The organism is Candidatus Laterigemmans baculatus, from assembly GCF_010367455.1.
In the GTDB taxonomy this organism is placed as follows: Bacteria; Planctomycetota; Planctomycetia; order Pirellulales; family Pirellulaceae; genus Laterigemmans; species Laterigemmans baculatus.
Window position 1 is genome coordinate 90,439 of sequence record NZ_WRPR01000011.1, and the last position, 21,391, is coordinate 111,829.

12 protein-coding genes and 1 tRNA gene are annotated in these 21,391 nt (G+C 64.0%); 6 read left to right on the forward strand and 7 right to left on the reverse strand.

The genetic code is table 11. The features are described from left to right. The first annotated feature begins 62 nt into the window (after nucleotides 1-62). Nucleotides 63-1,739, forward strand: coding sequence for a hypothetical protein (locus GNK13_RS02030; protein ID WP_164100771.1), 1,677 nt, complete (start codon nucleotides 63-65; stop codon nucleotides 1,737-1,739). Nucleotides 1,740-2,068: 329 nt separating this feature from the next. Here the strand turns inward: GNK13_RS02030 and GNK13_RS02035 are convergent, their stop codons facing one another. The 6 genes from GNK13_RS02035 to GNK13_RS02060 form a co-directional block, all read right to left on the reverse strand. Continuing rightward, nucleotides 2,069-3,457: a hypothetical protein gene (locus GNK13_RS02035; protein ID WP_164100772.1), complete on the reverse strand. Its 1,389-nt coding sequence runs from the start codon at nucleotides 3,455-3,457 to the stop codon at nucleotides 2,069-2,071. Nucleotides 3,458-3,674: 217 nt separating this feature from the next. Beyond that, a complete protein-coding gene (locus GNK13_RS02040) occupies nucleotides 3,675-6,680 on the reverse strand; it encodes a PVC-type heme-binding CxxCH protein (RefSeq protein ID WP_164100773.1) in 3,006 nt (1,001 codons plus the stop codon). Nucleotides 6,681-6,733: 53 nt separating this feature from the next. Then, nucleotides 6,734-7,801, reverse strand: coding sequence for an FAD-dependent oxidoreductase (locus GNK13_RS02045; protein WP_164100774.1), 1,068 nt, complete (start codon nucleotides 7,799-7,801; stop codon nucleotides 6,734-6,736). Between the two features lie 155 nt (nucleotides 7,802-7,956). Further along, nucleotides 7,957-9,375, reverse strand: a complete 1,419-nt coding sequence (locus GNK13_RS02050) for a sulfatase family protein (RefSeq protein WP_203328880.1) — start codon at nucleotides 9,373-9,375, stop codon at nucleotides 7,957-7,959. A 142-nt stretch (nucleotides 9,376-9,517) separates the two neighbouring features. After that, a complete protein-coding gene (locus GNK13_RS02055; RefSeq protein ID WP_235934721.1) occupies nucleotides 9,518-9,922 on the reverse strand; it encodes a hypothetical protein in 405 nt (134 codons plus the stop codon). Between the two features lie 576 nt (nucleotides 9,923-10,498). After that, a complete protein-coding gene (locus GNK13_RS02060) occupies nucleotides 10,499-12,607 on the reverse strand; it encodes an alpha/beta hydrolase family protein (protein WP_164100776.1) in 2,109 nt (702 codons plus the stop codon). Between the two features lie 373 nt (nucleotides 12,608-12,980). On the opposite strand from GNK13_RS02060, the gene GNK13_RS02065 reads away from it, so the two are divergent. The 5 genes from GNK13_RS02065 to GNK13_RS02085 all read left to right on the forward strand — a co-directional run bounded on the left by GNK13_RS02065 (nucleotide 12,981) and on the right by GNK13_RS02085 (nucleotide 20,741). Next, entirely contained in the window at nucleotides 12,981-15,272 is a 2,292-nt protein-coding gene (locus GNK13_RS02065) for a DUF1549 and DUF1553 domain-containing protein (protein WP_164100777.1), read from the forward strand. A gap of 28 nt (nucleotides 15,273-15,300) precedes the next feature. Then, nucleotides 15,301-17,334 carry a serine protease gene (locus GNK13_RS02070; RefSeq protein WP_164100778.1) on the forward strand — a complete coding sequence of 678 codons (2,034 nt, stop codon included), beginning with the start codon at nucleotides 15,301-15,303 and terminating at the stop codon, nucleotides 17,332-17,334. 2 nt (nucleotides 17,335-17,336) lie between these two features. Then, a complete protein-coding gene (locus tag GNK13_RS02075) occupies nucleotides 17,337-18,758 on the forward strand; it encodes a DUF1501 domain-containing protein (protein ID WP_164100779.1) in 1,422 nt (473 codons plus the stop codon). A 302-nt stretch (nucleotides 18,759-19,060) separates the two neighbouring features. Next, nucleotides 19,061-20,254: an exo-beta-N-acetylmuramidase NamZ family protein gene (locus GNK13_RS02080; RefSeq protein ID WP_164100780.1), complete on the forward strand. Its 1,194-nt coding sequence runs from the start codon at nucleotides 19,061-19,063 to the stop codon at nucleotides 20,252-20,254. Between the two features lie 130 nt (nucleotides 20,255-20,384). Then, on the forward strand, nucleotides 20,385-20,741 hold the full coding sequence (locus GNK13_RS02085) for a hypothetical protein (protein WP_164100702.1): 357 nt from the start codon (nucleotides 20,385-20,387) through the stop codon (nucleotides 20,739-20,741). 356 nt (nucleotides 20,742-21,097) lie between these two features. Here GNK13_RS02085 and GNK13_RS02090 read toward each other — a convergent pair. Then, nucleotides 21,098-21,181: transfer RNA gene (locus GNK13_RS02090), tRNA-Leu, on the reverse strand. Nucleotides 21,182-21,391: the final 210 nt, after the last annotated feature.

A 21,391-nucleotide genomic window follows, 5' to 3' on the forward strand; every position in this document is an offset into this window, starting at 1 on the left:
GTATACTTTAAGAACCGGGCCAAAACCAACCTAGATCCTCTTTTGCCGAGCGGGAACCGTCGATGGACACGATTCGCCATAAGATCGCCGCCGCTCGCCGCCGGTTGCTCCTGCAGCGTTTTGGCCGGGTCGCCTCGTGGACGTTCTTTGTGCTCTTGGCACTCGCCGCCATCGGGGCCGCGGTCCCCAAGGTCTGGCCGCTCGCGGTGCCGAGCGAGACGTGGTGGTGGATGTGGACCGCCGGAGGAAGCGCCGCAGCGGTCCTTATCGCCGCTGGAATCACTTTCTTCACTCGGCCCACGCTGGCCCAAACCGCGCTCGAGATCGACCGACGCTTTGGGCTCAAGGAACGCCTCAGCAGCAGTCTCGCGCTCGACGACGAGGCGCGGGAAACTGAGATGGGTCAGGCGCTGGTGGGGGACGCGGAGCAGCGGGCGAGTCAGCTGGAGATCGGCGAGCACTTTGCCATCGTCCCGCACCGCCGCGGCCTGCTCCCGCTCGTGCCGCTGGTGTTTCTTGGGGTCCTGATCTTCGTTCCCGATGCGACGCGGAAAAATGTAGCCGATGCTGGCGTCGACGCGGCGGCCAAGGCGGAAGCCGAACAGATCAAGAAGGCGGCTGAGACGCTGAAAAAACGGCTCGAGCAGCACCGTCGCCAAGCCGCCGCCGAAGGGCTCAAGGACGCCGAGGAAACGTTCAAAAAGCTCGAGCAGCAGGCGGGGAAGATCGCTGATCACAAGGCCCCGGACAAAAAGGAAACGCTGATCGCGCTGAACGACCTCAAAAAGCAGCTCCAAGAGCGCCGCGACGCCCTCGGCTCTCCCGAACAGATGCGAAAATCGCTCGCGCCGATGAAAAACCTCGAACAGGGTCCCGCCGATCGGGCAGCCCGAGCGCTCGCCGAGGGGGACTTTGCCGAAGCCAAACAGCAGATCGAGGCGCTCGCTCAAAAACTCCGCGATGGCTCGCTTTCCAAAGAAGCCAAACAGCAGTTGGCCGAGCAGATCGAGCAGCTGGAGAAGAAAATTCAGCAAGCGGCCGCCGAGCACCAGCAGGCCAAGCAGCAACTCGAGGAGCAAATCGAGCAAGCGCGACGCGAGGGGCGGACGGCGGATGCCGCCAAAATGCAGCAGAAGTTGAATGAACTGCAGCAGATGGATCCGACCATGCAGCAGCTTCAGCAGATGGCCGAAGGGATGCAAGCCGCCCAGCAGGCTCTCGAAAATGGCAACGAGCAGGAAGCCTCCGAAGCGCTCGAGCAGATCGCCGACGAGCTCGGCCAGATGCAGGCCGAGATGGACGAGCTGGAGGATCTGCAGGACGCGATGGACCAGCTCTCGCAGACCAAGGAGCAGATGGCCTGCAAGCAGTGCAGCGGCGCGGGCTGCGCCGAGTGCCAAGGGGCGGGCAGCCAATCCAAACTCGGCCAGCGTTCCGGCCGCGGCGGTCTGAAACCCGGAAATCAGCCCGGCCGCGGGCCCGCCAATCAGGACGACAGCCAAGCCGATACAAACTCCTACGAGTCGCAAGTCCGCGGCGAGCCCAAGAGCGGCCGAGCGATCATCGCTGGGCCGGCCGGTGGAGCCAATCGCAAGGGACAGACGCGGGAAGATGTCCAAACCGCCGTCGTCGAAGCGCTGTCCGAAGAGAGCGATCCGCTCACCAACGAGCCGCTGCCCCGAGACGAGCGGGAGCACGCTCAGCAATACTTCGACCGCCTCCGCGACGCGGGGTTGTAGCGAGGAGGGGGGCATCTCGAGAGCCGAGATAACGGATCGGTCACCGGTCTAACCCTCCCCCCGGGAGGTTCGGGCTGGGATGGTGAAAAGCCCGGAGGAAAAGGTCGCCAAAAGTAGAAACGGCGACTCAAAACATCACCCTCCCGCATGCGGGAGGGTCGGGCTCTTAGGCCCGGGGAGGGCAATGGGTTTCGACACGAACTCTCGACTGAGCCGTTAGAAAAGAAGCCAATTCGTTGAGGAAAAAGGGTCACACGCACTCATCGCGCGAGCGTCTACCGGCCCCTCCCCGCTCGTTCCTCGCGACCCTCCCGGGGGGAGGGTGACTGCTAGGGCCGACCGGTACGATCTCTCAGCAACTTCTCCACCGCTCCGAGCAGCACCGCTTCGACGGCTGGGCTGACCCGCGTCGCTCGATCGCTGGTTTCGTAGCCTCCCTCATCGTAGGCGACCGCGGTCCCGATGTAGCCGGGGCCGTAATCACCATAAGCGGCCATGGCGACGAACAGCTCGGGCCGCATCTGCTGGGCGGCCAGCTGGTATTCGACGAACAGCTCGCCCGGCATGTGCAGCACCCGCGCGGTGCCCAGCCGCAGGCAACCGATCTCGATCTTCTCGCCAGCTTGAACGCGGCGGAGCCACGCCAGGTGCTTGGCCGCAGTCAGCAGACTCAGCTCTGGATTGTCTTTCGCCTGGCCCGAGAGCCGAGCGACCAGGACCGACTCGTCCACGTGCTCGCCAACCGGGAGCTCGACGCTGACCGATTCCCAGCCGACGTCCGTGGGGCGGAGCGGCGAACGCTCGGTCGCCTCCCAAGCAGCTTGCATCGCACGGGCGACGCGGTCGGTCAAGATCTCGCGATACTCGACCGATCCATCGTTCCACTTGCCCGCTCCGATGTTGCCGCCGGCGCCGTTGAAGTGAATGTGCGGGACGCCGCTCTCGGACTGGCGGCGGTCGCGCGCGTAACCCGGAAAGTCGGGATTCGCTTTACCGGTCCGGTAGTAGCTCTGGGGGTGCGTCGCGAAGTAACTCAGCGCGGCGACCGCTTCGTCCCCGTTCCAAAAGCTGATCATCCGCAGCTTGGGATCGACGGTTCCCGCGGGTGCTGCCCGCAGCCGGGGGTCGCGAGTCGCGGTGTAGCGGGTGGCGGCGACCTTGCCGTCTTCTCCCAGGATCCGCCGGTTCGAAGCGACTTGCTCGACTTCGGCGACCCCCAGCCCCAGCCCGTCGACCGGTACCGCCCGCTCAACGGCCGAACGGGCCGCCTCAGCAGCCCGCTCAAACGCCTGACGCGCGCCTCGGACATCGTACAGCTGCTCCTGCCCGTAGTGGTCGAGCAGGGCGGCGGCGGTAAAGTCGCAGCGAGGCGCATCGTGCTGATGCAACGCATGCACCGAGACCCGCTCAGGTGTCGTCCCGGTGGCTTCGGCCAGCCGCTGCCGCAGCTCGTCATGGGCTTCGTTCGCCACGCCGATCCAATCGATCGCGCAAAGCACGATCGGCTCTCCGGAGCCGAGAATCACCACGCCGCGACAGCTCAGCGGATCGGTGACTTCGATGCACCGGTCGTAAGCCATCATCGAGCCGATCTCGGGAGACGCATCGGAGTGGAACACGCCGACGCGAAGACCCTCCGCCGCGGCTGGCGAGAGCGACAGGCAGAGCCCCGCCCAAACCATCCCCACAGCCAACCCACAGCATCGCACGATCCGCATCACGTTTCCCTCGATACGTCGCAAGGTACGTCAGGCTTTCCAGCCTGACCGGTCCGCTACCGCCATCGTTTAACGGCAAGCCCGCTCGTTCTTCATCCCATCAGCCGCCGGGCGCTAGCCCCCGGTTCCTTCGAATGCGGCAGGAACCGAACGCTAGCGCGTGGCGGCTGATAAGTGCCAAGCGAGAAACCAACAACATTCCACTCTCGCCGTCCGCTCAGGACTGGCTTGCTCGGAGGAATGCCAGCAAGTCGCGGAGGACTTCCGGCGGAATCTCCTTGTGCAACCCTTCGGGCATCAGCGAGCGGCCGGTGGCTCGCAGCTGCTCGATGTCGCCGCGGGGAACGGTCGTCCGCACACCTTGCGAATCGACGATCGAAACGCTGGCGTCGGTCTCCGATTCGACGACCCCCGAGAGGATCTGGCCGCTGGCCGTCTCGAGCACCACGGTCTGGAAGCGGAGGTCGACTTCGCGGTTCGGATCGAGAATCGCGATCAGGAGCTGCTCGTTCGACTTTTCGAGCACACTCCGCAGATCGGGCCCGACCGCTTGGCCTTCGCCACCGGCACGGTGACAGGCCGCACAGATCCGCTTGAAGGTCTCCCGTCCAGCGGTCGCATCGCCGGGGGTGTTCGCCACGGCGGTGTACTTCTGCAGGATCTCCGGGGGGACCGATTCGGTCATCACGACCGCCCCTTCGGCCAACCGCTTTTGCAGTTCCGCGTCGCCGCGATCGTTCAGCAGCGTCTGCACGTCAGCCGGAACCGCCCGCGGTTCGAGCGAGCCATCGATCACGGCCGCGGCAACCAGGTTCAGTCCTTGCCGCTGCCCCTTGAGCACGCCCCAGGCCGCTTCCCGGACTCCCGGAGTCAACTCCCCGAGGCTGTCGAGCACGAGCTCGAGCGAAGCGGCGTCGTTGCCCACCAGCCGCTGCATCGCCAGCTTCTGGACGCCGATCGGCTGCGACGGATGGAGCAGCTCGACCAGCAGCTCGCGGGTCTCCTCCGCCGGCAGGCTCCACTGCAACAGCGCCAACCGGTTCTCGAGCGACAGGGATGCTCGATCCTTGCTGTCGCTCGGCTCGAGGGCCGTGGGATCGAGCGCCGTGCTGATCCATTCGGCCAAGGGGCGACCACGCTTGCTGGCGGACAGCCCTCGCAGCTCGGCGGCGATCGCTCCCATCAACTGGTTTCGCTCCGCCGATTCGGCTTCGGTCGCTTCGAGCCGGCGAACCAGGCTCTCGATCCCATCCTCGTCGGTGTGCAGCAATTGGCAGACGGTCGCCCGCAGCCAAGCGGCGCGATCGGCCGCCGGAATCGCCTCGGCCGGCTTAGCCAGCCGATCAAGAAACGCGTCCGCGGCCGAGCCGAGCGAACCTTCGACGGCCCAGCGGATCCAAGCGTCGCTGGGGTTCTGCCGAGCGACCTCCCAGAGCAGGGCGGCTCGCGTCGCTTCGTCCTCGACCAGCGTGTCGGCGTGCAGGGCGAGCTGGAAGCGAACGTGGATCGAATCGTCGCTTCCGGCTGCGGCGATCTGCTCGACCTCGAGCGGCAGCTCCGCGCCGCCGCCGGCAAACCGCACCGCCCAGCTGCGAACCCGCGGGTAGGTGTCGTTCCAAGCCGCTTTGACGGTGGCCCCATCGAGCCCACCGGGAAGCCCCGCGAGGGTCTGCATCGCCTGCAACCGCCCGGCGGCCGTCTTCCCTTCACGAACCAGCGCCCGCAGCTGCGGGATGACTTCCTGGGGCTGCCGCTCGTAGAGCAAGCGGGCAGCGGTTCGGCGGTGCCAGGCGTTGGGATGGTCGAGGACCGGAACGAGTTCGGCCGAAGTGAACGTCTCGAGCGGCTCGACTTCGCGGCGCAAGGGACGGTCGGTCTTGACCAGTCGCCAGATGCGGCCGCGGTCGTTGCCGCTGTTCAGATCGAGGTGCTGTTTGATTTGCGGCGGCAGGCTCGCCGGGTGCTCGATGACTTCGCGGTACATGTCGGCGATGTACACCGCACCGTCCGGTCCGTTACCGAGCTGGACCGGGCGGAACCAAATGTCCGAGGACCGCAGCAGCTCGGTCTCTTTGTCGATCCGCGTGCCTTCCCACCACACGCCGTCGGGGGTCAGCCGCTTGCGGTGGACCAGGTTGCTGCCGACGTCGCAAACCAGAGCCAGGTCGGTTTCCTCGTCAAACCACTGATCCCCATCGTAGACGTACACGCCGGTCGCACCGGTGAAGTAGCCAGCCGCTCGACCGCCTCCTTCGACCACGCCCGGAACCGCTCCGGAAACCCGCAGCTCGGTCCGCAGCACCCGCCACGGTTCGACCGGCGAGGCGCGATAGACGTCGGCTTGCGGGCCATCGACCGCGATGCTGCGACGCATCGGCGGAGTCGCCGAGAGGACCCCTTCGGAGCCGGCGACCATCAACACCTGCTGCAGGTGATCGCTGTTGCTGCAGACGAATTTGTCACCCCAAGCGTTGAACACCATCCCGTGCTGGCCACCGCCGGGAACCGCTTCGAATTCGCGGCTGAGCGGTTCGATCGCGAAATCGCGGCGGCCGAGCGGGAGGGCGTTGGCGGAATCGGCCGCTTGGACATCCGCGCCGCTGCTGCTGGTCGCCCCGTGGATCCGGTTATCGGGTCCCCAGCGAAGGCTGTTGACCAATCCCTGCACGTTGCTGCGACGAAAACCCGTGAACCACAACTCGGGCTCGACCGGTTCGCCGTCCTTCGGTTCGCCGATGTAAAGGATGTCCGGAGCCGCGGCGACCAAGTAACCATCGCCCCAGCACGCCACGGCGGTGGGCCAGGAGAGGCCTTCGGCGAGCGTTTCCGCTTCGTCCATCTGGCCGTCGCCGTCGGTGTCGGTCAGCCGCCGCAAGCGTCCCATGTGATCGTTGGGCCGCTCGCTGTAGTCCCGCATCTCGACCACCACCAGCCGGCCGAGGGCGTCGAAGCAGAACGCCACCGGGTCGACCACCAACGGCTCAGCGGCCACCAACTCGACGCGGTAGCCGGGGGCAACGTCGAAAGTTTTCGCCGCCTCGGCGGGCTCGAGCGGCTCGATCCGAGGCAACCGCGGGTCGCCGGAGACGCCGTCGGCGGCTTGCATCGACACGGCAGCCTGCAGCGAAAGCGCCGCGGGGATCGCGAGGGCCACCCACAGTGCCCGCTTCAGAAAGTGGCCCCGCTGCGAACGGGAAACTTGCTTATTCTTCAAAACTCGCATAAATCCGATGACCAGTAAGACGGAAAAAAACAGCAGCCGCAAAGCCCGCCCAATCATAAACCACCTGGGGCAGTCTCGTCGACGATTCGAACGACCGCATCGGCGGACCCCCACGATAGAGTCAGCCCTGAACCACCATGGCCATAGTGGTGAATGATCCGTGGCTCGCGGGGGTCGGGCTCCAGCCGCACGGCCTTGCGAACCGGCCGCAGCCCAACCAGTTTTTGCAGCGGCTGCTGCCCGGCCAACCGGGGTTCGAACGCCACGCAGCGGGCCAGGATCTGCTCGAAGATCGCCTCGTCTCCGCGCAAGAGATCTCGCGCCGGGGGAGCCGGCTCGGTCAGAATCGCCGTCCCGCCACAGATCATGTCCTCCTCGCTCCCGGACCGCGGCACCATGTACAGCGGCGTGTCGTGGAACGGCCCGCGGTGCATCGTGATTAGCGGCTGGCCGGGAATCTGCGGCATCCGGAGCACGTACCCGGCCAGCAACCGCATGCTCTCCGGTCCCTCCCGCTCCTCGGCCACCGCGTGCTTGGCCTGCCAGCCGGTGCAGTTGATTACTAGGTCGAAGCCTTCGGAGTCGAGCAGCCCAGCGAGCGACTCGACCCAGCCCGCTCGCACTTCGCTTCCCGGCAGCTCCAAGAAGCGGCGGCGGAGGTAGGCGAGGTAGTCGGGCATCCGCGCGACCGGCGTCTCGAACTGAACCCGCTCGACAAACTCGATCGGCGTGCTCGTCCCCGGCAGGGTCATGCTTCGCGGTTCGCGAACCGGCCCGCGCGACCAGTCAATCCCGGGCAGATGACGCCACCAGTAGGCCTCATCGAGCTCCTCGTCGAGCTCCTTGGCTCCCGCCGCGTCGAGCCACTCCTCGGCCGGCGTCAGCTTCACTCCCGTTCCCGGCTCGTGGGCCAACTGCTGCAGCACCTTGAGCGTGTCGCTGGCCCAGCGGTGATCGTACTGGCCGATCCAGTACGGAGCCCAATACGCAGCGGCGGTCGCCGAAGTCGTCTCCAGCGGTTCTTGGCCGCTGATCAGCGTGACCCGATGCCCCCGCTCGGCCAGCCGAATGGCCGTCGAGTAACCAATCACGCCACCACCGACCACCGCAATTCGCTTCACGACGTTTGCTCCAGGGGAAAGTGCTCCGACCGCGACAACTGGATGCTCAAGTTAGCCGAGATCGCGAGAGAAAGCTGGCACCCTCTCCGACGCCAATCTCCAAATCGGCCGAGACTCCCGCTCCGGTCAACACCACGACATTCATTGAAAGGACATCAGTGTCGTTTGCGTTGATCGAGCCGTTCGCCAGCGGGGACTTGCACCGGGAGCACCAATCCTCCCGACTCGCCCAGCTCCTTGAACAACCGATCGCGGAGCTCGGCGATCTGGTCTTGATAAGCGGGCACGTTAATCAAATTGTGCCGCTCCAGAGGGTCGGTCTCGAGATCGTGAAAGCTGTCATGATCCCAGGTGCCGTGGTAATAGACGTACTTGTAACGATCGGTGCGGATCGCCAACACCGTGGGGGTCGCCGGAAAGTTCCATTCCCAGTGGTACTCATACAGGATGTGGTCGCGCCAATCCTCGACCGGGCCTCCTTGCCACAGCGGCTGCATCGAGCGACCGTCGAACTCGACGCGCGCGGGCGTCTCGACTCCACAAACGTCGAGGATCGTCGGAGCGATATCGACATTCTGCACCATCGATTCGACGACCGTCCCCGCTTCGATCCGGCCCGGAGCATAAGCCAGCATGGGCACGCGAATGGACGTCTCAAAGGCGTCCCGTTTGTCGTAGAAACCGTGCTCGCCCAGGTGGAACCCATTGTCGCCCATATAGACGACGATCGTCTCCTCGCTCAGACCGTTCTGATCGAGGTAATCGAGCACGCGGCCGACGTTCTCATCCATTCCATGGACCGTCTCGCAGTAGTTGTAATACAGCTCGTCAAAATCGGGGACTGGATCTTTATCAAAAGCCCCGGTCTCCATGTGATCGATACCATGGATGCTATATCGCCGGTCGAGCACCCACCGCGGCTGAGTCTGATAATTCCGCTCGGTGTTAGCCATCGTCTCGGGATAGTCGATCGGCTTGCCGTGGTACCGACCAGCATGGCGCGGGGCGGGCTGAAATGGATAATGCACCGCTTTGAAAGACAGATACAACAGAAACGGCTTGTCGTCGGGCCGTTCACCCTTGAGCCACTCGAGCGCCTGGTCGGTGAGCACATCGGTCGTGTAGCCCGAAAAATCCTTGTGCTGGCCGTTGATATTCAGTGTCGGATCGAAGTAGACGCCTTGCCCTGGAAAGCTGACCCAATGGTCGAAGCCCGGACGGGGCTCGTCGTTGTCGTGCCCCATGTGCCACTTGCCAACGAACGCCGTCGCGTAGTCGGCTTGCTGCAGCAATCGTGGGAAAAACGTCGTGCCCTCGGGGACCGGACGCTGGTTGTCGACCACGCGATGGTGGTGCATGTACTGGCCGGTCAGAATCGACGCGCGGCTCGGCGAGCATAGCGAAGTCGTTACGAACGCATTTTTGAAATGGGCCCCCTGAGCGGCCATCCGGTCGAGGTTGGGAGTCTCCAAGAACGCGGGGCTCGATTCGACGAACCCCATAAAATCGAAGCGGTGGTCATCGCTGAGGATGAACACCACGTTGGGCCTCTCGGCCCGGGCTTCTTCTGCCATCGCTCGCCGTTCCAAGGCCAAGCTCAGAACGGCAGGCAGCAGTAACCCAACAAAGCAAGCCAAGAGGCGCGTTCTCATCAGTCAAAGTCATCGATTCGCGGATCCGAAAGACCTGCTGAGCGATGGACTCGTCGGGCGAGGTTTATTCGCTCGTCAGAGCGAAATCGGCGACGTTCTCTCCCGAAGTAATATCCGTCGTCAGCTCCGTTCGCGAATTGTACTTGGCGGGAATATACATTTCACCCACCGGCACGCGTTCCCCCGGGTTCGACTCGTCAAACTTTCCCGGAATCGGTCGTGAAGCGGTGACTTCGACCGAGCTCGTTCCCACCGGAACTTCAGCCGAATACTTTCCATCGACGATCGGAGCGCTGAACGCACGCGAATCGGTCGTACCCCGGAACTGAATGCGACCTTCCTTCACCGGCTCGCCATCGAACGTCACCGTCCCCTCAACCGGCTCCAATCCATCGTCCGAGGACGAGCAACCGCAGAGCCCCACACACAACAGGGCCGCGGCAACCAAACTCCAAACTTGCGATCGCATGCACATCGACTTCAAAAGCAGGACAAAGAAACAAGATTCACGAAATCAGCCGCCACGCCCTAGCCCTCGGTTCTCGAAATTGCCGTGACAACCTCCCTCTCAGCATCACCCTCCCCCCGGGAGGGTCGGGCTCTCAGGCCCGGGGAGGGCCAGCTGAGTCTGTGCGCGCTCAGGGTTCAACGTCGCGCATCGCCCTCCCCGCTCGTTCCTCGCGACCCTCCCGGGGGAGGGTGTTGTTATGGGTTCTCTGACAGAGTCTCGGGCCTCGCAGCCCCAGAATTTTCGCTGCAGCACCCGCGGCTAGCGCCGTCGGCTCACGGTCTACTGAAGGAGCTTGGCGTCCGGTTTTCCTGACGTTCTTCACACTCACCCTCCCCCCGGGAGGGTCGGGCTCTCAGGCCCGGGGAGGGCCAGCTGCAGCTTTCTGCGGTCAGGGCTCGACGTCGCGCATCACCCTCCCCGCTCGTTCCTCGCGACCCTCCCGGGGGGAGGGTGTTGTTATGGGTTTTCTGACAGAGCCTCGGGCCTCGCAGCCCCAGAATTTTCGCTGCAGCACCCGCGGCTAGCGCCGTCGGCTCAGGGCTGCTCCTCGAGCGGCTCTCCGGCGGCGCCGCGCGGATCGCGGCTGCTCAACCGGTCGCCGAGCATCGCTGCCAAGTCGGGCAGATCGTAGACCCGCAGCGCTCCATGGACAGCGTTCGCGACTTGGTTCTGACCGAGCGGCGACTCGACCAGATGCGACCACGAAGCCAGCCCCCCTTCGAGCTCGACCGAAGCGAATAACTCTGGCTCGAGCGCCGCGGCGTGCAGCGCCGGGACGGTCAGTTCACCGGTAGCCATTAGGTCGACCTGCGAGCCGCCCTCGCTTTCCGCGAACCAGCGGACCGCGCGGAGGATATCCTCGGTCCGCATCCCGACATACGATTTGCCGAGCAGGTACGCCACGGTCGCATTGCCGCCGTTGCGGCCAAAGCGTTCGTGGTACCAGGGCCGCCCCTCGGGCAAGGTTTCGCCGACGCCGCGAATGTCGATCGCCAGAACCGTGTGCCCGGACTGCAACCGCTCTGCGACCACGCCGCCAGCCGCGAGCGCCGCGTCTTTACCTTCGGCGTGCAGCACACAGGTCAGCGGCCGCGCCTCCCCTTCGGAATCGCCCGCCGCAGCCTGCTTGGCGGGACGCACGAGCACCGCCGGCAGCCAGATGTCCTCATCCACTTGCAGCACCAGCGGCTGATGCGTCACGCCGTCAACGGTCCGCGGCTCCTTGAATTCCAACTTCGCCGCCGGCAGCTCGGCGAGCGGCCGGACTCCGGCGAGCCTGCGGATCTGAGCGAGGAGCTCGTCCCGAGAAGCGGTGCGATGGAGCTCTCGCCGCTGCTCGGCAAGCCGCTGATTCTCCTGCCGCACTTGATCAAACGCTGACACCTCCCCTTCGAGGTTCAACACTTGCCCCCCCGGGGCGACTTGAAACTCTTCGACCGACAGCACCTCCCAGTCGGAATCTTGGACCTCGACAACCTGACCGGTTAGATGCTGCAGCATGAATTTGACGCTCGCGTCACGGAGCAGCGGATGCCAGCCATGTCCGGCATCGACTTCGGCCAGCTGCATGTTGCCCGCGGCTCCGAGTCGGGTATAGAGCCGCTTGGCAAAACGAAAGCTGTTCCAAGTCCCTTGAATGTCAAAGAAGTCTTCGGTCGCGCAGGCGATCATCGTCGGCTTGGGAGCCCGCATCATCAGATAGTCGGCGTGATCCATTCCGAACCCGATCTGGCCGTGGATGTTTTGCTCCGAATCTTGCGGACCAATCGTTTCCAACAACCGCTGAAAGCTCGTGATGTAACAACTTGGTGCAGCCGCCTCGATCCGCTCATCGAGCGCCATCAAATAGGAGGTCTGCGTGCCACCACCACTGTTGCCCATACATCCAATTCGGTCGCCCCGAATATCTTCCCGCGACTGCAGGTAATCGATCGCCCGCATCCCATCCCAGATTTCCCAGCGAGCCGTGTTCCAGCCGACCAGCATCGCCGCGGTGCCGAGCAAAGAGTGTTCGGTCGTGGCGCTCGGGACCGCGGGTTTGCCATCTTCGCCGAGGATCTGTTTGCGCTCTCCTTGCCCGATGGGGTCAATGATGAAGCCGGCGATGCCATATTTCGCGGCCAGCGCCGTGCCGCGCTGATATCCCTCATACTGCTTTCCTTCGGCGCTATGACCACAGACAACGAGCACCGCGGGCCAGGGGGGCGGAAACCGTTCGGGATCCGGAAGGAAGAGGCCGCCCGTGACATGGAATCCGGGAAGGCTTTCAAACAATATTTTCTCGATCGTGAACCCGTCCCGTTCGATCCGGTCGACGACTTGGGGATTCAGCGGGCTCCGCTCGGGCAGCCCTCCGAGCTGTTCGACAAAGAACTCTCGCATCTTCGTCTGATAGGCTTCGATCTCGGCCGGTTCGGTCCGCGCCTCATAACGCTCTTTCCATGCCTCGGTTTGCTGGCGGACCTGACGCAAGAGTGAGTCCCGGACCATCGTTCCGGGCGTGGTTTCGGACGCCGCTTCTTCGGAAGGCGTCGTGGCCAGGGGAAGCGAATCGCTCAAGACCGACTGCGCTCGCACGTCGGCGACGCAGCTCAGGGAGATGCCGACAGCGAGGCAAAATATCAGCAGTGGACAGCGGGCCATCGGTTCACTCTCGTTCAACTAAAGGAGGTGCGGCAGGAAATTCTAGAGCTCGGTCAGAAAACCCTGAGCCGACGGCGCTAGCCGCGGGTGCTGCAGCGGAAATCCCAAGGCAGCGAGGCCCGAGGCTAGCGCCTACGGCTCAAGAATTTCGAAATCGCCCGGTTTTCTGACAGGGCTATGAACGTACTGGGGTCTCAAGGGTGCAGCGGCAACGAGGCCCAGTCAAGCAAGCGACTCGCAAGCGCGCCACATCTTTCCTTGTAGCAACCATACTTTTACCCGGTTATAATGGGAGGCCTCCCGCCCCCGATTCTACGATCCGGCCGCGGCATCTCGAGCCTGCCGCCTCCGATCGCCTACCTCGGAATCCGACATGGACAACGCGATCCCCGCCGCGCTGGACTCTGTGCGCCCCAGGCTTCTGCGTCTGAGGCTTCTGTGGGCAATCCTCTCGCTTGGCATCTGGAGTGGTTCGTTCGCAGCCCCCGCTCTTGCCAAGGAGCCCGCAGCTCCCGGCGGGCCTGCCGAGGACACCGTCAGCTTCGTCAACGACGTGATGCCGTGGTTGACCAAAGCGAATTGCAATTCGGGCGGTTGTCATGCGAAAGCCGGAGGAGGCCAGAACGGTTTCCAACTTTCGCTGCTCGGTTTTGAGCCGCAAGATGACTACGCGAGCATCGTGCGGGAAGCCCGCGGGCGGCGGATCGTCCGCGCTGCGCCGGAGGAAAGTTTGATCCTCAAAAAAGCCTCCGGCGGGATCCCGCATGGCGGCGGCGTCCGCTTGGTGCGAGGCTCAGCGGGCTACGACACGATTCTTCGCTGGATCCAGCAAGGCGCCACCGACAGCCTTCCCTCGGAACCGGAACTCGTCTCGCTCGAGGTTCAGCCCAATGGCGAAGTGGTCGAGATGGGAGGCGAGCGTCAGCTGACGGCCTTGGCGACCTATTCCGACGGCACCGTCCGCGACGTCACCGAGCTGGCGCTCTACGAATCGAACCAAGAGGCGATGGCGGAGGTTACCGACGACGGCCGGGTCAGCATCCAGCGGCTGCCGGGCAGGGTGGCGGTGATGGCCCGGTTCCAAGGCAAAGTGGCTGTCTTCACCGCCTCGGTCCCGTTGGGCGCCCCGGTCGAAGACTTGCCCGAGCCGGTGAATTTCATCGACGAGCATGTCTTCGCAAACCTGCGCCAGATCGGCATTCCCCCCTCGCCGGTCTGCGACGATCCGACGTTTCTGCGGCGGGTCACGATCGACATCGCCGGCCGACTTCCCACCGCCGAGGAAGCCAAAGCGTTTTTGGCCGACACCGCCCCGGATCGCCGCGATCAGGTGATCGAGCGATTGCTCCGCAGCCCGAACTACGCGGACTACTTCGCCAACAAATGGACGCCGCTCCTGAAGAATCGCCGCGACGATGCCAGCGACATCACCTCGAACTTTGCTTTCCATGCTTGGCTTCGCGACAGCTTGTTAGCGAACGTTCCCTACGACCAACTCGTGCGGGAGCTTTTGGCCGCGACTGGAACGGTCGTCGAGAACCCGCCAGTCGCCTGGTACAAGCGGGTCAAGGATCCGAAGGAGCAGCTCGAGGACATCACCCAATTATTCCTCGGCGTTCGGATGCAGTGTGCCCAGTGCCATCACCATCCGTTTGAGCGCTGGAGCCAAGACGATTACTACAGCATGGCGGCCTTCTTCAGCCGCATCGGACGCAAGCCGACTGGCGTGCGAGGCGAGGATCTGATCTTCCACGACCGGGGTCCTGCCACGGCCGTGAACGTCAAATCGGGCGAAGCGCTCCCGCCGGCCGCGCTCGGCGACGATGTGGGAACGATTACGCCGGACGAGGACCCGCGGCTGCGGCTGGCCGATTGGATGGGCTCACCCGAGAACCCGTACTTCGCCAAGGCGCTGGTCAATCGTTACTGGAAACACTTTTTCAGCCGCGGGTTGATCGAGCCGGAGGATGATATTCGCGATACCAATCCGCCAACCAATCCCGAGCTGCTTGCCGCCCTCGAAGCGCACTTTATCGAGAGCGGTTTTGATCTGAAAGAACTCGTCCGCGTGATCACGCGTTCGCGGACCTATCAACTCAGCTCGATTCCGAACGAGAAGAATTGGGTCGACCGCCAGAATTATTCTCGGTTCTATTTGCGGCGGTTACAGGCGGAGGTCATGCTCGATTCGATCGATGATCTGACCGGAGCGAACACGAATTTCGCCAACCTGCCGGCCGAGACGCGGGCGATCGCGCTGCCGGATAACAGCTACACGAAATCGTCGCCGTTCCTGCAGGTTTTCGGGCGGCCCGAGGCGGCGAGCGTCTGCGAGTGCGAGCGCGTGCAATCCTCCAGCCTCGCGCAAAGTCTGCACCTGATCAATTCGGCGGATATCAAGAACAAGCTGGCCACGGCGGGCGGGCGGGCGGCAGAACTGTCGGCCGCTGAGATGACGCCGGAGGAAAAAATCCACGCGCTCTATCTGGCCGCGTTCTCACGCCCTCCGCTGCCGGAGGAACTAGAAACGGCGGTGGCCTATCTCAACGAACCGCTGCTCGATGCCAGCGGCAAACCGCTCGCTCCGGAAGCGGCCGAGAAGCAGAGTTTCCAGGATCTGATCTGGGCGCTGATGAATACGAAAGAGTTCCTCTTCAACCACTGATCCAACGAGTTCTGGCGAGTCCCCTCCGATGAAATTCAAGATCGCGCTTCGCTTGGCATTTTCAGCGGCCCTGCTGGGATCGGTTCCAGCCGTCCAGGCGCAATCGGTCTGCCTGCCATCGCCCCGCTTGCTAACCACGATGCCGATGGGCGGGCAAGTCGGCACGACGGTGGAGATCACGATCACCGGCGAGCATCTCGAGGGAGCTGAAGAGCTGCGGTTTTCGAACCCCGCTCTGGTTGCCAAACCGAAGCTGGACGACAAAGGGGCCGTAGTCCCGAATGTGTATGTCGTCACGATCGGTGCCGATTGCCCGCTTGGGATTCACGAGGCGCGCCTGATGACTCGGCTGGGGCTCTCTTCCTCACGCGTGTTCAACGTGGGTGCCCTGCCGGAAACGACTCGCGATCGCTCGAACACCTCGCTCGAGACGGCATATCCGATCGCGCTCGATTCGGTCTGCAACGCGGTGATGACCAAGCAGGGCATCGACTACTACCGTTTCGAGGCCGAGCAGGGTCAGCGGGTCGTGATCGACTGCGCGGCGATGGGAATCGAGTCGAAGCTTAAACCGGTGCTGATCGTCGCCGACGAGAAAGGGGCCGACCTCCAAGTCGAGCGGCGCGGAGGAGCGATCGATTTCACCGCACCGAGCTCCGGTGCGTATGTGATCAAAGTCCACGACCTGACTTACAACGGTGGTCCCCACTACTTCTATCGCTTGGCGATCCGCACCGCCGAAGGAGACGCGCTCGTGCCGCCATTCCCGGCGGTTCAGACGGTCAGCTCGTTCTCGTGGCCACCGCCCGGGTTGGCCGCTGCGGCTCCACTCTCCGAGGCCGAGCCGAACAACGAGCAGGCCGAAGCGCAGCCGATCACGCTGCCATGCGACATCGCCGGCAGCTTCTTCCCGGCAGCCGACGTCGACGTGTTTGAGTTTACGGCCAAAAAGGGAGAGGTCTGGTGGATCGAGGTCGCCTCCGAGCGACTCGGGCTGGCGACCGATCCGGCGATCGTGGTCCAGCACGTCAGCGGCAGCGGAGCGGAGGAGAAGTTGACCGACGTGGTGGAGTTGAGCGATATCCCGAGCCCGGTGAAAGTCTCGAGCAACGGATATTCCTACGACGGTCCTCCCTACAACGCCGGCTCGACCGATATCCTCGGCAAGCTCGAGATCCAACAGGATGGCGTGCATCGGCTGCAGATCCGCGACTTGTTTGGCGGCACGCGGAAAGATCCCCGCAACATTTACCGGTTGGTCATTCGTAAAGCCGCACCCGACTTTGCGGTGGTCGGTTGGGCGCTGCACATGAATCTGCGAAACGGCGATCGCAATGCGCTCTCCAAACCGGTCGCCCTCCGCGGTGGGGCGACGATGGCGCTCGAGGTCGTGGTGGTGCGGCGCGATGGATTTGATGGCGAGATCGAGCTGCTGATGGAGAACCTGCCTGCCGGGGTGACCGCCAGCGGGCTGAAGATTCCCGCGGGCGCTTCCCGCGGAATCATGCTGGTCACCGCCGCCGAAGATGCACCCCGCGGAGTCAGCAACGCCACGTTCCTCGGCCGGGCGACGATCAACGGGGAAACGGTCACTCGCCCCGGCCGCATCGCCTCGATGCAGTGGCCGGTCCCGAATGCGTGGAGTGAGATTCCCAATCCACGGCTGTTGATCGATGTGCCGGTTTCGGTCTCCGGGACCGAATTGGCGCCGATCACGGTCGAACCGGCCGAGGACAAGCTGTGGGAAGTCGCCGCCGGAGAGAAGCTCGCGATCCCGTTGTCGCTGACCCGCCGCAGCGAGTTTTCCGGAGCCAACATCAACTTCAAAACTTATGGCGCCGGTTTCGAAGGAGCCCCCGCGTTTGATGTTCCTCTGGGTGCTGAAATCTCGATTGTCAATCTCGACTTGGCCGCTTTGAAAACTCCTCCGGGAGAGTATGTGATCGCGTTCTATGGCAGCGCGGTCACCAAGTACAAACAAAATCCTGAGGCGGAACCTCAGGATATCGCCGATATTGTTGTGTCCGAGCCCATCACGATCCGCGTCAAACCAGCAGAATAACCATGACTGACCCGTTCCATGCGTCATCCGTGGGTCCGTGTGCCGGCCCGGACTCCCGCCGGGGCTTCCTGCGAATGGGCCTCGCCGGGTTTACCACCCTCAGCCTTCCCGGCGTCCTCCGCGCTCGGGCTGCGAGCGACAGCGGTAACTCTGCGGAGAAAACCGCCGTCATCATGGTTTGGAAGCCGGGCGGTTGCTCGCACATCGACACGTACGATCCCAAACCGAACGCGCCGAGCGAGTATCGGGGACCGTTCAGCACGATTCCGACCAAAGTCCCCGGAATGCGGTTCTCCGAACTGCTTCCGATGCAGGCCAAGATCGCCGACAAATTCACCGTCCTCCGCTCGATGCGGCACAACGCGGCAGGACACCCCGCCGGCAGCATGCGGATGCTCTCGGGCGACCCCGACACTCGCGACAAACCCGAACCCAAACTTCCTGACTGGATGTCGGTCGCGAATTATCTGCGGGCTCAAGCAGGGCCGCGGACCAATCCGCTGCCCGCTTCGGTCGGAGTCAATCCGCCGACGACTTATAATGGGCCGGCTTATCTGGGCGATGCTTACGCGCCGTTCTCGGTCACCGGCGATCCGAACCAACCGAACTTTGTGGTCCCCAACATCGGGCTCTCGAATCCCAACGAGGTGATGCCGCTCGACCGCCGGACTTCGCTCCGCAAGAACCTCGACACGCTGCAGCGAGCTTTTGACAAAGCCGAGGAACTGCAGGCGCTCGACGAGTTCGAAAAGCAGGCGATGACGCTCCTGACGAACCCCAAAACCAAAGACGCGTTCGACCTCAGCCAAGAAGACGACCGGACGCGGGACCGGTATGGACGCAACACCTGGGGTCAGCAATTGCTGATGGCTCGACGCTTGGTCGAAGCCGGAGTGGAAGTGCTCACGACCAGCCTCCGCGGACCGCTCTGCGGACGGGTCCAGAACTGGGACGACCACGCAGTCAACCATCACATTTTCGACGCGATGCGGTTCCGTGCCCAAGCCTACGACCAAGCCGTCTCGGCGCTGATCGAAGACATCTATGAACGAGGGCTCGACAAGCGCGTGCTGGTCGTCGTCACCGGCGAGTTCGGTCGCACGCCGAAGATCAATTACCAGCCGAGCACCGGTGCTGGAAACGCCAGCGCCGCGGCCGGAACCAAGCAGCCCGGCCGCGATCACTGGCCACGGGCTTTTTCGAACATCTGGGCTGGCGGCGGGATCGAGACCGGACGCTATATCGGGGCGACCGACGAACGGGGCGAGGACGCCATCGAACGGATCTGCAGCGCCGGTGACTTTTTGGCGACGATCTATCGTCACCTCGGAATCGACTCCTCGGCCGTCTTCATCAAAGACCTCAACGGTCGCCCCACGCCGATCGTCGACCACGGAAAACCGATCCGGGAACTGACCGCGTAAGCTCTCGGACTCGGCGCTTGTGTTGGCTGTCGCATTATCAGCCGCAACGCGCTAGCGTCCGGTTCTCACAATCTCCGCAGAAACCGGACGCTAGCCCGGATTGTTCATCAGCCGCCGGGCGCTGGCCCCCGGTTTCCGAAAACGCCGCGAGAACCGGACGCTAGCGCGTGGCGGCTGATGGAAGGCAAAACACGTCGGCCCCCCGCCTAAACGCTCCCGCCTACAGTGGCTGCGCACCGGCGGCTAAAGTATCGTCCGGCTTTCCAAGTGCGGCTGGACAGGGGCGAAGCGAAGTTTCGACGATGGCGAGTAGCAGAATTCTTTTTGGCTTGGAGCGAGTGGCCCAGGCCCGGCCGGCGGTGATGCGGGGGGCTCGGCTGGGATTGCTGATGAACCAAGCCTCGGTCGACGGTCACTTGCGGTATGCCTGCGACGTGATCGACGAGGCTTTCCCAGGGCAGCTTCGCGCGCTGTTCTCGCCGCAGCATGGGCTGTGGGGCGAACAGCAGGCGAACATGATCGAGTCAGCCCACATGGTGCATCCACGGCTGGGGATTCCGGTCCACAGCCTGTACAGCGAGACCCGCTCGCCGACCGCCGCGATGCTCGAGGAACTCGACTGTCTGGTCATCGACCTGCAAGACGTGGGGACGCGGGTTTATACGTTCGTCTGGACGATTTCGTACTGCCTGCAAGCCTGTGCGGCGGCCGGCATCCCGATCGTGCTGCTCGATCGGCCGAACCCGCTCGGCGGAGAGCAGATCGAAGGGCCGATGCTCGAGGCGGGGCAAGAATCGTTTGTCGGCCGGGCTCCGATTCCACTGCGGCACCAGCTCACGATCGGCGAGTTGACGCTCGTGGTGAACGAGCTGATGGGAATCGGTGCGGAAGTGCACGTGGTTCCGCTCGAGGGTTGGCGGCGCGAGATGCAGTGGGGGGCAACGGAGCGGCGGTGGATTTGGCCCTCGCCCAATGTGCCTCGCCCCGAGAGCACGCTCGTCTATCCCGGCACGGTGTTGCTCGAGGGAACGAATCTGTCGGAAGGGCGGGGCACGACGCTCCCGTTCGAGGTTTTGGGGGCTCCTTTCATCGATCCCGATCGGCTGGCCGAAGAGCTACAGCAGTACGCGCTGCCGGGGCTGGCCGTGCTCCCGCTGCGGTTCGTGCCGACGTTCGACAAATGGGCCGGGGAAAGCTGCGGCGGACTGCTGCTGGAGGTGACCGACGCCGAGGCATTTCAACCGGTGCTGACCGCGGTTGCCGCTCTGGCGTCAGTCCGACACCTGTGGCCCGACCAGTTCCGTTGGCTCCCGCCGCCGTACGAATACGAAACCGAAAAGCCGCCGATCGACATCATCGCCGGCACGCCGCGGGTCCGAGAGCAACTCGACGCGATCACCGCCCGCGATCCCCTCAGCCGCGGTCAGCTCGAGAGCTTGCTCGCCTTCGACCGCGACGCTTGGCGGGACCGCTGTCGCCCGCATCTGCTGTACTGAGCGCATCTGCTGTACTGAAATTCGCGTTCGGAGCCTACGGGGAACGGCATAGGCTTTGCCTCTTCATTAGGGCCTCGTGACGGGGCCCCGATGATCCGTGATCGGAAACAGCGAATTGAGGGGGGCTCCCATGCGATTCTACTACCCCACCGTCCTGACCTTGAGCTTGGCGGCGATCGTCATCGCCGGCAGCTGGTGGGCTCTGACCGAGCCATCCATCCTGCCTCCCACGGAACCGCTACCGGCCGAAGCAGCCCCACCCGAACCGGTGCCCAGCGAACCGGTGCCCAGCGAACCGGTGCCCAGCGAACCGGTGCCGAGAGAGCCCGTTCCCCGAGAGTCCGAGCCGCGGCAAATCGAGCCGAGAGAGATCAACCCGCGGGAAATCGAGCCTCGGCAGATCGATCCCCGGGAGATCGAACCCGAGCCGATTGAGCCAAGAGCCACCGGCCCCGGACGAGCGGAGGGAAGGGAAGGGCAACGCTAGAACTGTTCGCAACCCGCCCCGCAGGGGCCCAAACAAACCAGCCCAGGGCACAGCGCCGCGGCGAAGCCGCAGAGCGACGCCCTGGGTTGCCTGTTCCCACACGCGCCCCGAAGCCCTGAAGGGGCGGGGGCAGCTTCTCGCGGCACCCTGTGGCGCCCCTTCAGGGCTTCCCACCTAGGGGCGCGCCTCCATACCCAGGGCGGCGCTTGTGCGGCTCCGCCGCGGCGCTCTGCCCTGGACTGGTCTGTTGCAGCCCCTCGGGCTGTGTTGGCACCGCGCATGAAAAAACGCTCGCGGAGAAATGCTCCGCGAGCGTCGTCTTCGTGGCTCGGCACACGCGGTGCCGCTGCTTTCAGTACCGAAGGTGGGACTCGAACCCACACTCTCTTGCGAGAACTGGATTTTGAATCCAGCGCGTCTGCCAATTCCGCCACTTCGGCTCGGTGCGGTTTGCACTGCGTGGCATTCTAAACTAGCCCGGCGGCGTCTGGCCAGTCCGGTCTGGTGGAGCTTTTTCTGAGGAAATCCCAGCCCACCCCGGGCCCCCTCACCCTATCCCTCTCCCCCACGGCTTGGCTGCGGAACTTTCGTTCGCAGCCAAGCCGCGGGGGAGAGGGGACCGGAAAACTGCACGACCTCCGGGGGGAGGG

What these genes read in the sequence shown, in the direction of transcription:
- GNK13_RS02075 (WP_164100779.1), top strand. Translation starts at nt 17,337, where the DNA reads ATGACTGACCCGTTCCATGCGTCATCCGTGGGTCCGTGTGCCGGCCCG.
- GNK13_RS02055 (WP_235934721.1), bottom strand. Translation starts at nt 9,922, where the DNA reads ATGCGATCGCAAGTTTGGAGTTTGGTTGCCGCGGCCCTGTTGTGTGTG.
- GNK13_RS02050 (WP_203328880.1), bottom strand. Translation starts at nt 9,375, where the DNA reads ATGGCAGAAGAAGCCCGGGCCGAGAGGCCCAACGTGGTGTTCATCCTC.
- GNK13_RS02035 (WP_164100772.1), bottom strand. Translation starts at nt 3,457, where the DNA reads ATGCGGATCGTGCGATGCTGTGGGTTGGCTGTGGGGATGGTTTGGGCG.
- GNK13_RS02065 (WP_164100777.1), top strand. Translation starts at nt 12,981, where the DNA reads ATGGACAACGCGATCCCCGCCGCGCTGGACTCTGTGCGCCCCAGGCTT.
- GNK13_RS02070 (WP_164100778.1), top strand. Translation starts at nt 15,301, where the DNA reads ATGAAATTCAAGATCGCGCTTCGCTTGGCATTTTCAGCGGCCCTGCTG.
- GNK13_RS02085 (WP_164100702.1), top strand. Translation starts at nt 20,385, where the DNA reads ATGCGATTCTACTACCCCACCGTCCTGACCTTGAGCTTGGCGGCGATC.
- GNK13_RS02060 (WP_164100776.1), bottom strand. Translation starts at nt 12,607, where the DNA reads ATGGCCCGCTGTCCACTGCTGATATTTTGCCTCGCTGTCGGCATCTCC.
- GNK13_RS02080 (WP_164100780.1), top strand. Translation starts at nt 19,061, where the DNA reads ATGGCGAGTAGCAGAATTCTTTTTGGCTTGGAGCGAGTGGCCCAGGCC.
- GNK13_RS02040 (WP_164100773.1), bottom strand. Translation starts at nt 6,680, where the DNA reads ATGCGAGTTTTGAAGAATAAGCAAGTTTCCCGTTCGCAGCGGGGCCAC.
- GNK13_RS02030 (WP_164100771.1), top strand. Translation starts at nt 63, where the DNA reads ATGGACACGATTCGCCATAAGATCGCCGCCGCTCGCCGCCGGTTGCTC.